This window comes from Janthinobacterium sp. SUN118 (genome assembly GCF_030397695.1).
In the GTDB taxonomy this organism is placed as follows: Bacteria; Pseudomonadota; Gammaproteobacteria; order Burkholderiales; family Burkholderiaceae_D; genus Janthinobacterium.
Genome location: NZ_JAPUBV010000001.1, coordinates 3,140,665 through 3,154,635 on the forward strand (window position 1 = coordinate 3,140,665; position 13,971 = coordinate 3,154,635).

Consider the following 13,971-nt stretch of genomic DNA (forward strand, 5'->3'; position numbering starts at 1 on the left):
GGCTCAGTTCCAGTCGTCGGCGTGGGTGGGGGTGGTGCCGGCATGGGCGCCGGCCGCGTTCAGCACGAAACGCACCGGCTGCACATGCGCGGACGATGCGCCGCCGGCGCGGCCGCACAGCCAGGCGCTGTGGCCGAGCCGGGGCGCCAGCGCCTGGGCCGCGGGCCGTTCCAGCGTGCTGGCCGGCGACGCGGCCAGGGTCAGTTCCAGGGTCGCCGTCATGCCGCGCTGCAGGTGGCGCGCCACCAGCCAGGCCAGCAGCGCGCACTGCGCGCCGCCGGGCAGCAGCGCGGCGAATTGCGCCGGCGCCAGCGCCGGTGCCGTGAGCGCGATGCCAGCCGACTGGTCCCAGGCGCGCGCGCCCAGGCAGGCGCCCATGCCCAGGGTTTGCGCGCCCATGCCGCGCCGCGCCTGGCGGCCTTGCAGGCGGGCGCGGTCGCTGGCGGCCAGTTCCTGCCAGGCGCCGATGAATTGCTGGCCGCGAAAATCGATGCCCATGCGGTCGCGCAGCAGGGTCAGCAAGGTGGCCATGGAACGGGGGGCGGCCCCCTGCAAGCCCGCGTGGCGCAGCCAGGCCAGCTCGCCGCCGGGCGCCTGCGCGCCCTCGGCGCGGCCCAGGCCGGACAAGGCGTCGAGGCTGCGCGGCAGCGGCGCCGTCGGCCGCTGCCCTGGCTGCGGCACGGGAGAAACGCTGCCCGGCTGCAGCGCCAGGTGGTGCTTGCCGCGCCCCCGGTACCAGAATCCCAGCAGGCGCTGGTTGAAGATGTCGAGGAAATCGAGGCCGGCGCCGTCGCGCTGGCGGCGCCCTGCCAGCAGCAGTTCCGTGAATGGCGCGGCCAGCGGGCCCTGCGCGCCGGCCAGCGACAGCGCCGCCGTGCGCAGGGTCAGGGCCGGTCCCGGGCGCGCGCTGTCGCCCAGGCTGGCGATGTCGCTGGGGGCAAACGCCATGTCCACGTGGGCGCCCAGGCGCAGCGCCTCGTCCAGGCCCTGGCCGTGGCCGACCTGTGTACGCGCGGGCGCACTGCGTTCGAGCAGGCTGATGGCCTGGAACAGGTTGAAGGTGTGCGGCGCGCGGCGCAGCAGTGCGATCAGATCAGGCATTGTCGTCCCGTCATGGCAGGCCATTGCATCCAGGGTTCGCCGTGGCGCACGACGGACAGGCGCACGAAGGAATTGGCGGTCGTGTACAGGGCGAAGAAGCGCGCCAGCACGCCGGCCAGCACCAGCGGCGACGTGCCGGCGAAGGCGTCCGTGTCGAATTCGAGCACGATATCGGTGCCGCGGCAGTGACCGCGCCAGCCCTCGCTGCCGACGCGGGCCGTGCCGGCGCGGGCAGCCAGGCGCTTGATGCCGCGGATCTGCACCTGGTCGCGCGCGCTGCCGCCGGCAAACAGCAGCAGCATGTCGCGCAGCGTATCGGCGCCCGTGCTGCCATCGACGAGCGAACGGTGGTTCAGGCGCAGCAGCGACACGAGCGACCACAGGGCGTGGTTGGCCATGGTGGGCGGGCGCTGCACGCTGGGCTGGTACAGCGCGCGGATGGTCGTCGAGGCAGCCACGCCGTCGCCGTAAAAGCGCGTGCCGGGGCCGATCTGCTCGGCCAGCAGGCGGTTCGTGCACAGCAGGCGCGCATACGCCACCGGCTCGCTCAAGGCTTCCCGCACGTCGCCCCGGTCGACAAAGCCCAGGTACACATCGGTGCCGCAGATGCCCTTGCGCAGACTCGTTTCGCGGCGCATGGTCCAGGATAGCGCTGGCGCCTCCGCGTCGGCGCCCTCGCCGCCCGCCTGCGCAAACGCGCTGGGGATGTCCACGCTGCGTTCGCCGCGCGGGTCGGATACCGTCACGCCGAGGACCGAGTGCACTTCCATGACGGCGTCGCGCCGGCGGTCGGGCACGAGCAGGTATTCATAGTGGCGCCGGTCGAAGACGACGGGCTCGCTGGTGACGGGGAACAGATTGAGGGCCGGCACGCAGCCAAGCAGCACGTTGCCGGCGTCGAGCAGCGCCAGCACGGGCGCGCTGTGGCCGAACACGAGGCGCAGCGCGAAGCCGGCGCCGCTGCCCAGGCGCCCGCGCAGGCCGCTGACGTCGAAAAACTGGAACTTGCGGGGAAAGGCGAAATACTCCTGCAGCAGGCCGTACGCGGGATGCGCGTGGGCCGGGCCGCCCAGCATGGCCTCGTCCTCGGCAAAGCCCACCTCGGCCAGGTGGCGCGCCGCCAGCCGCTGCACGCCGCCGCTGGACACCACTTCCAGGTGATCGAGGCTGCTGATCAGCATTTCATGCAGCGGCATGGTGGTCAGCAGATCGCCCGACAGGTGCAGGCGCAGCGTGTCGAGTTCCAGCTCGGCCACGTCGACGCCCTCGTCGCAGCGCACCTCGAGGCGCAGGGTGCGCGGATCTTCCTGCACGATGGCATGCACGCGCAGCGGCCACAGGGTGGTCTCCCACGCCACCTGGAAGCGGCACTGCTCGCCCGTGGCGGCCGTGGCCGACAGCATGGTGCCGCGCGCCACCCGCGTGCCGGCCGTGACCTTGCCTTCCGTGGGGTCGAGCGCCATCTGCATCACCGTCATGGCCGGCACGGGCTGCGTCAGGCTGGGACACAGGTTGTCGAGCATGGCGGCGGCCACGCTGGGGAAATCGCGGTCGAGCTCGCGGTGCACGCGGGCGTTCAGGAAGGCGACGGACTGGATCAGGTGCTCCGTGTGCGGGTCGGCCGTCTCGGCGCCCGTCAGCACCAGGCGCTGCGCCACCTTCGGGTAGCGGGCGGCGAAATCGGCCGACTGCGTGCGCAGATAGGCCAGTTCGCGCCGGTAGTATTCGAGCAGCTCGTCCTGGGGATTCATGCGCATCGCGTCGCCCCCTGGGCGGCCCGGTCGTCGAGCACGACGTCGAACTGCACCTGGCACAGCTGGCGCCCCAGCATCGCCGTCGCCGCGATGGCCACGCGCGCCGCCGTCGGCTTGCCGGCATCCGGCGCGACCCGCACGCTGACGCGCGACAGCCGCGGCTCGTACAGGGCGACGGCGTGCGCCAGCACCTGCTGCCACAGGGCCAGGTCGGCGGCCGACTGCGGCGACAGCGCCAGGGTGTCGGGCAAGCCGTAGTCGAGCACCGTGGGCGCGTCGCCGAGGAACTGCGCGATGCTCATCCCGTTGCGCACATTGAACAGGCGCGCCAGATCGAGCTGCAGCGAGTGCCGCAAGCCATCCACGTCGAGCACCCTTCCATCGGCGGACGCATCCGGCTCGCCGCCGAGGCGGTCGAACAGGGGAACTAGCGAGCCGGCTGGCGTGGCGTGCATGGAAAACCCATTCAGGTGGTTACTGGAAAGTCCGGCTCCCTGCCATGGCAAGGCGCGCCCGGGGAAACGGAGAGTGCGGATTGATGGTAGGACCGGGGGATGGCGTAACACAAGTAACAGGTGGGTATCAGGGACGGGAGTCGTTGCCGGGCGGATGGATCAAGGACAGCCGGGCGACTAGTCGAACAGATGCATGACTGCCGCCGCAACTTTCTTCATGTCGGCCAGCTTGAATGCATTCGACAGTTTTGATGCAATCTCGGCCATCGCAGTCACCTTGCCCTTGCTGCCAAACGTGGTCTTGAATGCGGCGGGATCACGACGCCGCTGCGCTTCGATCGCCTTGCCCATCGAGGTCGGCATGGCACTGATCGTCACCGGGACAATATTCGGCGTGTGCCAGGCTTCGACCCTGTTGATCGTTACCTGTGGCGACGTCAGGGTATCCATGAAGACCACTTTCTGCCCCCACAATCCCAGCGCGTCCATGCCGCCGCTTTTCATGCCGACGTGCACCACGTCGCAGTCATAGAAGGTGGTCATGTAATTGAAAAAACCGTTCTCCTGGAATCGCCCCATGAAGCCTTCCCGCCGGCTGCGCTTCCAGAATGCGCCGAGATTGAAGACAAAGGGCAATGCCGCGGTTTCCTCGTTAAAACCATCGCCCACGAGAAAAATGGCCTTCACGTTACAGAACGCGTACAGCGCGGCGCACAGCTGAAAATTGCCTGTTTCGGAGGAATCATAGTGCGGGTTGGCGCCGCCCAGTGCGCGCGACGGATTCGGCGCGCCGGACGTGCGGCCCCACATGCAGATGAACTTTTCGCGTCCGGTGGACCTGCCGAAACGGTCTATGTATTCCTGCATGAACGACATGCAGATGTCGTTGTAGGCCTTGGACTGCACTTGTTCCCCGCCGCGCACGATATCGGCCCAGACCGGACTCAAAGGCTGGCCCCTGGCCATCTGCTGCACCGCGTCTTTCGCATAGAACGTGGCGTCATACGGTGTGCGGGCATTGTCGAGATTTGCCACCGCCGACATACCCACCATCGCCCAGTTCTTCGTGAGCGGGTCCGTGTGGTACAGGGTAAACCGGTTGCCGACCTTGAGAATCGGCTGTATGGCGAAATGAATATCGTTGAACAGGCCTGCCGCGCCAAATTCTTCCGCCACCACGAGCAGTATCGCAAATGGCCTCGATGGATCGACCGAGAAATGGTGAATCGCCGCCGCGTAGATATGGCAAAAATCACCGGTTTGCCAGCTGCCGATGACGAAAACCGGGCCATCCCTGTGCGCCGCCAGGCAATCCTTGAAACGGTCACAGATGACCGCCCTGTCCTTGCGCTCGTCCGGGGTGAATGTGATGGGGATTTTATACATGGATGCAATTCAATCAATGACCAGACTGCCCAGGGTTCCTGGACGGGACCAGCACGGATACGGAGTCGAACGATGGCGGAAGCCTTCCCTGGCCAGCAGCAGCCATGCCGCTATCGGCATGAGCACACACCGGAACGCTGGTCGTGGCCCATATCGGCCTGTTTTATTAGCGGGCAACAAGGCGCTGGCTGCGATACGCACGGGCAGCACCGCTGTCACTCGTGGGCGCGGAAGCGATAACGGCTGCCTTGCCGCCTTCATTGACCTGACTTGCGCCGGCATGGCCTTTGACACTGCAAAGTACCGTGCGCGTTGCCATGGCATATTGAAAGCGCAGTACATATTGCAGGCCATGGCCGTTTTCAGATTGACAACCGTTCAACACTATCTTGCCTTGAAACGTGCTCTTCAAACCTTTGGACATGAGCAAATGTGCAAGCTGTTCTGGCGTCACCGGCCCGAAAAATTGCGCTGCCTGTGCCACGTCGGCGGGCACTGGCGCAGCGCCATGCGCGTCGATGTACAGCGTGCCATCGTCGTCTAGTGTATTGAGCAAGTGTGGTGACGCCGTCTCCAGCGCAATGGACGTATTTTCCGGAGCGTCAGGCGTCTTGCATCGTCGCCTGCCTTCTGCTGCTTGTTGCATCACGGCGTCTGCATGGCCGGCGACGACGATTAATTTGGCAACCATTTTGATTTCTCCAGTGTATGTCCACCAAGGGGCGCCGGGATCAGGAGCCAATCAGGCATTGTCAGAGAATCACGCATAATTGGCGGGCTTGGCGCTTAATTCTTTTTGACCAACAGATGGCCGAACGTAAAGGTATAAGGCATGAAGCGCTCAACCAGATCAGCAACCGCAGTTGATAAATCGACACGCCACAATCCGTCATTAGGATCGAAAAAATGGAGCCCTTCCCCCGAGTAATGCAGGACGACCGTATGTCCTAAAGGTTGCTGAAGGTCAAAAAGCGTTGCAGCATTACCCGCTTTTTTACTCAGCAAAATCAGAGTTTCAATCAACGGACCAGTCCCGCCCTCATAGTAAGAAGAAAGGGTGCCGATATTCTTGATTCCATTACCAACCATCATCTCCGTAATGACATTGTGGCGAACCTGTATTGCCGTGTTCTGAGTCAACCGCCCCGATAGATTTTCTATGTTCGCATCTATATTTCCAAGTTCGTCTCGCACATACATCGGCCTCGCCACGTCGTGAACTTTAAGTTGCTGCGCCTGCATATGCGACTCGGCCTTGCGTGCTACCGAAGATATGCGATCGAACATTTCATAGATAGCTTGCACCGCATCGCCAGTATCTAGCGCGTGTTTGCAAAACTCAATTGAGATTCCCCAACACGCACCGCCAGGCCGCGCCCTGAACATGGCTTGATTGCAACCGACCAAATGTTCGAGTGCCATACATTTACCCCGACTCTGAAAATTTTCTTAACAACCTGGCGAAATTGCGATAATCGTTTTACCCGGGATACCAGGCGCATTTCACGCGCTGCCATAAACTGCCATGCCCCACCTCGTGGCGCTTTTGTTGAGTGGAAGGCATGCGGACATCCAGACCAATACCTCACCCCAGTGGCAAAACGGATATGCCGATAGCCAGGCGGTTCCGCACCGGGCGCCTCCCTATGTCGCCTTCGGCGACCTGCAGAAGCTAAGGTTTGTCGAAATGCAAGGTAACGCAAGCAAAGCGTCCATGTTGTGGCGCTAACTTAGCCGCTATGCTCACAGGTTATATTGGCGTCGTGCAATTTTTTATGCACGCGCTCTACTCCTTAATCCGCCTTCATCGTCTCCAGATTCCAGTTCCACGTGCCCGTGCCCTTGGACGTCGAATCCGTCTTCTGCTGCGTGAAGTCGGCCTTGATCTTGGTGAAATTGATCGAGAACGAATCGTTCGGGATGCCGCCGCCGCCGCTGCAGCTCATTTGCGAGATCATGGCGTTGTCCATGACGTAGGTCATAAAGTTCATGTAGACGCCGTTTTCCACGCGGCCGATGTTCAGCTTGGCCGGACCGATCTTGGTGCCCTGGGTGCAAGCCTTGAACAGTTCCGTGGTCGACAGGTCGGACGACTTCGAGAACGACATTTCCGACAGCACGGCGCGGCCCATGGTGCGTTCCGTGTTGCCGGCATCGTTACCCATGGGCAGGTAGGCGTTGTGGGAAAACGAGCTGACGATGATCTTGTCGGCATAGCCCGTGATGGTGCAGTTGCCCTTGATGGTGGCGCCCAGATCAAGGATGAGTACGTCTGACATGAATAGCTCCGTAAGGTGAACGCAGCGGCAGCGGCGTCATGCCGCGGCCGTGCGGAGGTGCGTTAGGAATGGACCATCAAGCGGCCGAGGCCGGCAATTCCGCCACCAGGCGTATCGAGGTGGTCAGCTCTTCCATCTGGAAGTGCGGCTTGAGGAACACGGTGGCCGAGTAGGCGCCCGGCTTGCCGGCCACTTCGGTCACGTCGACCCGCCCTTCGGACAGCGGGAAACGCGCCTTCTCGCCCTGCGAGGCGTTGGAACTGAGCAGCACGTAGTCGCTGAGCCAGTTGTTGAGGAAGTTTTCCACGCTCGAACGCGTCTGGAAGCTGCCCACCTTGTCGCGCATGATCACCTTGATGTAGTGGGCGAAGCGCGAGGCGGCCAGCACGTACGGCAGGCGCGAGGACAGCGCCGCGTTGGCATTGGCCGTGTCCAGGTTGTACAGCTTGGGCTTGTTGACGGACTGGCCGCCGAAGAAGGCCGCCATGTCCGACCCCTTGGAATTGACCACCGCGATGAAGCCCAGGTCGTTGAGTTCCTTTTCGCGCCGGTCCGTGATCGCCACTTCCGTCGGGCACTTGAGCACCACGTCGCCATCGTCCGTCTTGAACGAGTGCGCCGTCAGGCCCGTGATCTTGCCGCCGCCCTCGACGCCGCGGATGGCCGTCGTCCAGCTGTGCTTGGCGAAGGAATCCGTGATGCGCAAGCCCAGCTGGTAGGCCGCGTTGGCCCACAGGTATTTGCCGTGGTCCTTGCCGTCGACGTCTTCCTCGTAGGCGAACGATTCGACCGGGTTGGTCTTGGCGCCGTACGGCAGGCGCGCCGCGTAACGGGGCAGCACCAGGGCCACGTAGCGCGAATCTTCCGTTTCGCGGAAGCCGCGCCAGGTGGTCAGCTCGGCGCTCTCGAAGATCTTCGACAGGTCGCGCGGCACGCCCAGCTCGGTAAACGAGGTCATGTCGAACAGCGACGGCGACGCGGCGGCGATGAACGGCGCGTGGGCGGCGGCCGCCACTTTCGACAGGCGCTGCAGCAGGGCCATGTCTTGCGGATCGCGGCCAAAATAATAGTCGCCGATGAACAGCGAGTACGGGTGGCCGCCGAAAGTGCCGTATTCCTCTTCGTAGACTTTCTTGAAGAGCACGCTCATGTCGTGGTCGACGGCGCCTTCCAGGTCTTTCAGCAGTTCCTTTTTCGACACGTTGAGCAGGCGCAGTTTCAGCTTGCTGCCCGTTTCCGTGCCCATCACCATGTCGCGCAGGCCGCGCCAGGAACCTTCCAGTGCCTGGAAGCGCTCGTCGTGCAGGATGGCGTTGAGCTGCTCGCTGAGGATGGTGTCGATCTGCGCCACGCGCTCGTTGATCATGGTGACGATGCCCTTGTCGGGCGCTTTTTTCATGCCTTCGTCGAGCACCTGGGTGGCGAATTGCCCCAGGAGCGTGCGCGCGTAGGCGTTTTGCGATGGCTCGACTGCCATTTTTCCTTCCTGGACGATGCGATCCAACAGGCTGAGTTCCTCGTTGGTAGTGCTTGCACCGGCCTGTACCGCTTGCTTGCTGGCCATGATGGTTTCTTTCTCTGAATGTGGGAGAAAACAGCGCGTGGGCGCTATCAGGATGCGGCGGGCTCGGTGCTCTCGGCAGCCGCTTCAGGTGCCGCGGCCGTGGCCGCCGGGGTGGCCGTGCCGCCTTCTGCCTGCAAGGTTTTGAGCTCTTCCGTGTTCTGCACGATATTTTCCAGCAAGGAATCGAGCTCGTCGTTGCCATCGAGCTTGCCCAGCAGGTCGCGCAGTTGCTGGCGCACTTCCAGCAGCTTGGCCAGCCGCGGGATCTGCCTGGTGATGGCTTCGGGATGGAAATCGTCGAATTGCTTGAAGTTCAGTTCGATCTTCAGGTTGCCGTCCTTCTTGTAGGTATCGGGCACGGACAGGTCGAGGCGCGGCGCGATCTTCGCCATCACCTCGTTGAAATTGTCGCGGTCGATTTCCACCAGGCGGCGCGCCTTGAGTTTCGGCGGCGCCACCAGAGGCTGCCCGGACAAGTCGGCTAGCAGGCCCACCACCAGCGGCAATTCCTTTTTCTCGATGGCGCCCCCCACTTCCACGTCGTAGGTAATCTGGACGCGCGGCGGACGGTTCCGTCCCACCCATTTTTGCAAGCTGTCTGACATCACACCCTCACTAGAAATTTTATGCAGCGGAGAGACGGCCAGGTGGGTGGGTGAAGCGCCGCACAGCTTGCGCAAGCCCGGGCCAACCGTTGAAAACACCGTCCACACATGTTGTAAATCGGGTAGTTCGGAAATGATGGTAGGACTGTGCCGCGGCGTAACACAAGTATCAACGTGGTATCAGGCCCGGACCCGTGTGTCGCCTGGGCGCCGTGTTACGCGCCGCTGTTACGCGAAACAGACAGCCGTTAAAAGACGTCCATTTCGCTGTTGCGGCCAAGAAAAATCGTGCTAAGATAGTAAAATTGCATTACAGAAACACATCATCATGTCTGCTTTGCGTGCCTCCGCCCTGCTTCCTTCACCGCACCCGGCCGCCGCATGAAAAACCGGTTTCGCTTTGGTGCCTGGTTCGTCCATCCCTCCACCAACAGCATCGAGAACGCGGACGAGCGGCGCCAGATGGAACCGCGCACGATGGATGTGCTGCTGGCGCTGTGCATGGCGAAGGGCGACATCGTCAGCGCGGACGAGCTGCTGGAGCGGTGCTGGGGCAGCACCCTGTACGGCGACAGTCCCCTCCACAAGAATATCGCGCAACTGCGCCGCCTTCTCGGCGATCACGCCACGTCACCCGTCTACATCGAAACGATACGCAAGCGCGGCTACCGTGCCCTGGCGCCGCTGGACTTCGACTTGCCGGGCAATACCGCGCGCAAGAGCTGGGGCGCCGGCTCGCCGTTTCGCGGCTTGCTGGCCTTCGATGAAAGCCACGCCGACGTGTTTTTCGGGCGCGACGAAAGCATCCGCCAGCTCAGCGACGCCGTGCAGGCACAGGTCAGCAGCGGCTTTGCCCTGATGCTGGTGCTGGGCCCCAGCGGCTCGGGCAAGACCTCGCTGATCCAGGCCGGCCTGCTGCCCGCCCTGTCGGGCGAACGCGCGGGCGCCGAGCTGCGCCTGCTGGCCAGCACCACCTTCGACTTGATCGACCAGGGCGAACAGACCCTGTTTACAGCGCTGGCGGGCGCGCTGCTGGATCTGCAATGGGAAGACCGCTGGGCGTTTCCTGGCGACAATGCCGTTTCCCTCGGCACGCGCCTGGAGCACGGCTGTGCCAGCGTCATCGCCGAGCTGGACGCCGCGCTGGCCGAACGGAACCTGCCCGGCACGCGCTTTGCCATCTTCATCGACCGTTTCGAGGCCCTGTTCAATGTCACGCGCATCGGCGAGCCGGAGCGGCGCGCCTTCCTGCACACGCTGGAACAGCTGGCCCGCAGCAGCGCCGCCGTGCTGGTGCTGGCCTGCCGCAATGATTTCTATCCCAGCCTCGCCAGATACACCCTGCTGACGGAAGGCAAGCGCCACGGCGGCCATTTCGACCTGGGCCCGCCCGGCGTCAGCGATTTTGCGGAAATCATCCGCAAGCCGGCCGCGGCGGCCAAGCTGACGTTCGGCATCGACCCCGTCTCGCTGGCGCGGCTCGACGATGTGCTGTGCAAATGCGCGGCCGACAGTCCCGACGCCCTGCCCCTGCTGCAATATTGCCTGCAGGAACTGTATCGCATGCGCACGCAGGATGGCGAACTGAGCTTCGAAGCCTTCCATCAGCTGGGCGACCTCGAAGGCGCCATCGGCCTGCGCGCGGAACAGGTCGTGCTGGCCATGAGCGAGGCCCAGCAAGCGTTCCTGCCGCATATCATGTCCCTCGTCAGCGTGCTGTCGATCGATGAAGAGAACGTCACCAGCCAGCGCGCGCCGTGGTCGGCCCTGCGCGGCGAGGCGGCGCGCCAGGCGATGGACGCGCTGGTCGAGTCGCGCCTGTTCGTCAGCGACCTGGTCGGTGGCGTGCCCGTGTTCGGCATCGCCCACGACGCCATCCTGCGGCGCTGGCCGCGCATGACGGACTGGATCACGGCCCACCGCGGCGCGCTGCGGGCGCGCGGACGCCTGGCGCAGCAGGCGGGCCGCTGGCGCGACGAAGGCCGGCCCGTGGATTTTTTGTTGCCACAAGGAAAATTGCTCGACGAAGCGAAGGAATTGCGGCAAGCCGGCGTGCTGACGCTGACGGAACCGGAAAGCGAATTCATCCGCAGTTCCGAGCGGCGCGCGCGCCAGCGCGACCGCGTGCGCGTGCTGGCCCTGGCGCTGATCGTCGTGCTGGCCTTGCTGGCGTCCATCCTCGGCCTGAGCGCGCTGGCGGCCAAGCGCACGGCGGAATTGCGCCGCAGCGAGGCCGAAAGCCTGATGGATTTCATGCTGGGCGACTTCGCCGACAAGCTCCGGCCACTGGGCCGGCTGGAATTCCTCGAGTCGGTCAGCCTGAAGGCATTGCGCTACCTGAGCGGTTCGCAGGACGACGACCTGAGCCCGAACGCGCTGACCTTGCGCGCCAGAGGCTTGCAAGTGATTGGTGAAGTGAGCCGTTCACGCGGCGACTCGAAACACGCCATCGATGCTTTGCGACAAGCCAACACCATCCTGATGCGCCAGCACCGCATGGCGCCGCAAGATACGCAGGTGCTGAAGAACCTGGGCGCGAACGCCTACTGGGTGGGACAGATGCACAAGGACCAGAACAATTGGCAGGCGGCCGAAGACGCCTGGCGTGAATACCAGAAATTCGCCGACCTGCTGCACCGGCTGGAGCCCGACAATGTCGAATGGTGGGTGGAACAGTCGTATGCCCACAACAACCTGGGCGCGCTGGCGCAGACGCGCGGCATGCCGCAGCAGGCCGTGCCGCAGTTCCTGCAATCGATCGCCCTGAAGCGGCGCGCGCTGGAACACGCGCCCGATTCGCATAGCGTCGCCGCCGAGCTGGCCGACAGCTATTCCTGGCTGGCGTCGGCCAAGGAATCGCTGGGCGAGCTGGACGAGGCGCAACAGCTGTACGCGCACGAAATGCAGCTGGCGCTGGACTTGCGCGAGCGTTTCCCTGGCGAATCGATGTGGATCTACCGCCTGGTGCGCGCCTTGCAGCATCGGGCCATGCTGGGCGTGGCGCGCGGCATGGATGCCGATGCCCTGCGCGACTACGATGAAGCGAAACAGTTGTTTACCCAGATCGTGGGACAGGACCGCAACAACCGGGCCTGGCAGGGAGAGCTGACGAACCTGGAGCAGGAGCAACTGCGCGTGATCGCCCGCGGCACGCCGGCGGCCAAGGTATTGCCCAGGCTGACGGCCGTGCATGGACGGCTGCAAACGATGCTGGCCCTGGACCCGAAGAACGCCTCCTGGGCGCGCCGCGAGGCGCTGGCGCGCGCACGCATGGGTGCGGCGCTGCGGGCGACGGGCAAGGCGGAAGCGGCGCGGCAGGAAATCGACAGGGCCAGCGCGGCGCTGCAGCAGCTGTACGCCGGCAACCCATCCAGCCTGAGCGGCAGGCTGGCCCTGATCGAAACCTTGCTGCTGCTGGCGACGCTTCAGCAGGAACAAAAAGATTTCATATCATTAATGATGACATGTAAACAAGCGTATGGCATGATCGAAGAGGAAGGCGCCTCAACGATGAACCATCAAATCCTCGATCCCTGGGTACGCGTCAATGCCTGCCTGCAGAACGAGGAGGCAGTCCAGCTGGCGGCCGACCGTTTGAAGCAGATCGGTTATCGCGAACACTCGTATGTCCAATTCATCTCCACTCGTTAAGAAGGAATCGTATGGCATTTACTACACCGCAGCGTACCATCACCATCTCCATCATAGGCAACGATCAGAATGCGCAAGTGCGGTACAGCTACTGGTCGCCCATCACCGGCCTGACCTATCAGCAATCCCCGATTTGCGACCTGACCAGCAAGCAGGCGACCTATTGCCTGTTCCTCCTGGACTACGAGTCCACGCGCAATGGCTGGACCATTGTCAACACTTCGCCAAACGGCACGTCGCCCGTGCTGGCGCAGGTGGCGGGCGCGTACAACCTGTCGGTGATGACCATCAACCCCTACACCACGCTCGACACATACAACTTCTATATTAACTACCGCAACGCCTTGACCGGCATCGAAGTATCGTTCGATCCTCAGGAAGGCAACATCCCGCCTGGCCGTCCGGAAATGTAATGCTGCAGCTGGCCGCAAATTGCCGTGGCCAGCTCTTCCTGCATGGCCATGCCCAGCTCGCCCCGGCTGTCGAACTGCGATAGCCAGGCAATATGGCCGGCCGCCGCGTCAACCAGGCGCATGCATGCGCGCACGCGGCCCTGCTCGACGCGGATGCTGCCTTCGAGCCGCTGCGCGGGACGCAAGGCACCGGCCCCGGGCCAGGCCGGCGCCATGTCCGGCAACAGCACGCCACTGCCGAAAGCCTGGAACAAGCGGCAACCCAACTCTTCCTCCAGACCGCTGACAAAGACACTGCTGCTGCCATCGCAGGTAAGATTGCGTAACGACAACATCTGCAGCGGAGGTGGCTGGTCCAGGGACTGGAACGACGCCCTCCTTTGCGTGACTTGCGGGACATATTTTCCCAGCGGGATACTAATCTGCACCTCGGGCACGGCCGCCAGACTCTTGTAATAGGCCGCCAGCCGGCCGCGCAAGCGCCCTACCTGCACCCTGACGACGGGATCCAGGCTGGTGTCGTACAGATGCGCGTCGCGGCGAAACACTTCCAGGCCAATCGCATACTCGCTGATCTGATGCTCGAGTCCGCCGAGTTTTTTCTCCACCAGGAACGACAGCAAGCGGCACATGCGCGGCGCCTTGGCGAACGTGGGACTGGCCAGCAATTGCCGTACCGACTGCCATACAGCATCTTGCATAAAAGAAACATCGCTGGCGTCTGCCGCCAGTTGGAGTCGAGCATTCATGAGAGATTCCGATG

At 63.7% G+C, this 13,971-nt stretch carries 12 protein-coding genes; 2 read left to right on the forward strand and 10 right to left on the reverse strand.

Annotated features, from left to right (window positions below; genetic code table 11):
- Positions 1-3: 3 nt before the first annotated feature.
- The 9 genes from tssG to tssB all read right to left on the reverse strand — a co-directional run bounded on the left by tssG (position 4) and on the right by tssB (position 9,144).
- Entirely contained in the window at positions 4-1,101 is a 1,098-nt protein-coding gene (gene tssG, locus O0880_RS14085; protein WP_289887025.1) for a type VI secretion system baseplate subunit TssG, read from the reverse strand.
- The gene (tssF, locus tag O0880_RS14090) at positions 1,089-2,852 is read right to left on the reverse strand and encodes a type VI secretion system baseplate subunit TssF (protein ID WP_289887358.1); all 1,764 of its coding nucleotides are present in this window, start codon (positions 2,850-2,852) and stop codon (positions 1,089-1,091) included. The genes tssG and tssF overlap by 13 nt, the downstream gene beginning before the upstream one ends.
- Positions 2,849-3,310, reverse strand: coding sequence for a type VI secretion system baseplate subunit TssE (gene tssE, locus O0880_RS14095; RefSeq protein ID WP_289887026.1), 462 nt, complete (start codon positions 3,308-3,310; stop codon positions 2,849-2,851). The genes tssF and tssE overlap by 4 nt, the downstream gene beginning before the upstream one ends.
- 177 nt (positions 3,311-3,487) lie before the next feature.
- Entirely contained in the window at positions 3,488-4,696 is a 1,209-nt protein-coding gene (locus O0880_RS14100) for a hypothetical protein (protein ID WP_289887027.1), read from the reverse strand.
- Between the two features lie 166 nt (positions 4,697-4,862).
- A complete protein-coding gene (locus tag O0880_RS14105) occupies positions 4,863-5,387 on the reverse strand; it encodes a hypothetical protein (RefSeq protein ID WP_289887028.1) in 525 nt (174 codons plus the stop codon).
- A gap of 95 nt (positions 5,388-5,482) precedes the next feature.
- A complete protein-coding gene (locus O0880_RS14110; protein WP_289887029.1) occupies positions 5,483-6,118 on the reverse strand; it encodes a YopT-type cysteine protease domain-containing protein in 636 nt (211 codons plus the stop codon).
- Between the two features lie 371 nt (positions 6,119-6,489).
- Positions 6,490-6,975: a type VI secretion system tube protein Hcp gene (locus O0880_RS14115; RefSeq protein WP_071323912.1), complete on the reverse strand. Its 486-nt coding sequence runs from the start codon at positions 6,973-6,975 to the stop codon at positions 6,490-6,492.
- A gap of 76 nt (positions 6,976-7,051) precedes the next feature.
- Positions 7,052-8,539, reverse strand: coding sequence for a type VI secretion system contractile sheath large subunit (gene tssC / locus O0880_RS14120; protein ID WP_289887030.1), 1,488 nt, complete (start codon positions 8,537-8,539; stop codon positions 7,052-7,054).
- A 47-nt stretch (positions 8,540-8,586) separates the two neighbouring features.
- Entirely contained in the window at positions 8,587-9,144 is a 558-nt protein-coding gene (tssB, locus tag O0880_RS14125) for a type VI secretion system contractile sheath small subunit (protein ID WP_071323914.1), read from the reverse strand.
- 381 nt (positions 9,145-9,525) lie between these two features.
- Here tssB and O0880_RS14130 point away from each other — a divergent pair, with 381 nt between their 5' ends.
- Positions 9,526-12,795 (forward strand): winged helix-turn-helix domain-containing protein, encoded by a 3,270-nt coding sequence (locus O0880_RS14130; protein WP_289887031.1) that lies wholly within the window; start codon positions 9,526-9,528, stop codon positions 12,793-12,795.
- An 11-nt stretch (positions 12,796-12,806) separates the two neighbouring features.
- Positions 12,807-13,208, forward strand: coding sequence for a hypothetical protein (locus O0880_RS14135; RefSeq protein WP_071323916.1), 402 nt, complete (start codon positions 12,807-12,809; stop codon positions 13,206-13,208).
- Here the strand turns inward: O0880_RS14135 and O0880_RS14140 are convergent.
- Positions 13,169-13,909 carry a hypothetical protein gene (locus O0880_RS14140; RefSeq protein ID WP_071326501.1) on the reverse strand — a complete coding sequence of 247 codons (741 nt, stop codon included), beginning with the start codon at positions 13,907-13,909 and terminating at the stop codon, positions 13,169-13,171. The genes O0880_RS14135 and O0880_RS14140 overlap by 40 nt on opposite strands.
- Between the last annotated feature and the right edge of the window lie 62 nt (positions 13,910-13,971).

Coding starts and splice junctions, on each gene's coding strand:
- O0880_RS14105 (WP_289887028.1), bottom strand. CDS start 5,387: ATGGTTGCCAAATTAATCGTCGTCGCCGGCCATGCAGACGCCGTGATG.
- O0880_RS14130 (WP_289887031.1), top strand. CDS start 9,526: ATGAAAAACCGGTTTCGCTTTGGTGCCTGGTTCGTCCATCCCTCCACC.
- tssF (WP_289887358.1), bottom strand. CDS start 2,852: ATGAATCCCCAGGACGAGCTGCTCGAATACTACCGGCGCGAACTGGCC.
- tssG (WP_289887025.1), bottom strand. CDS start 1,101: ATGCCTGATCTGATCGCACTGCTGCGCCGCGCGCCGCACACCTTCAAC.
- O0880_RS14140 (WP_071326501.1), bottom strand. CDS start 13,909: ATGCAAGATGCTGTATGGCAGTCGGTACGGCAATTGCTGGCCAGTCCC.
- O0880_RS14110 (WP_289887029.1), bottom strand. CDS start 6,118: ATGGCACTCGAACATTTGGTCGGTTGCAATCAAGCCATGTTCAGGGCG.
- O0880_RS14100 (WP_289887027.1), bottom strand. CDS start 4,696: ATGTATAAAATCCCCATCACATTCACCCCGGACGAGCGCAAGGACAGG.
- tssC (WP_289887030.1), bottom strand. CDS start 8,539: ATGGCCAGCAAGCAAGCGGTACAGGCCGGTGCAAGCACTACCAACGAG.
- tssE (WP_289887026.1), bottom strand. CDS start 3,310: ATGCACGCCACGCCAGCCGGCTCGCTAGTTCCCCTGTTCGACCGCCTC.
- tssB (WP_071323914.1), bottom strand. CDS start 9,144: ATGTCAGACAGCTTGCAAAAATGGGTGGGACGGAACCGTCCGCCGCGC.
- O0880_RS14135 (WP_071323916.1), top strand. CDS start 12,807: ATGGCATTTACTACACCGCAGCGTACCATCACCATCTCCATCATAGGC.
- O0880_RS14115 (WP_071323912.1), bottom strand. CDS start 6,975: ATGTCAGACGTACTCATCCTTGATCTGGGCGCCACCATCAAGGGCAAC.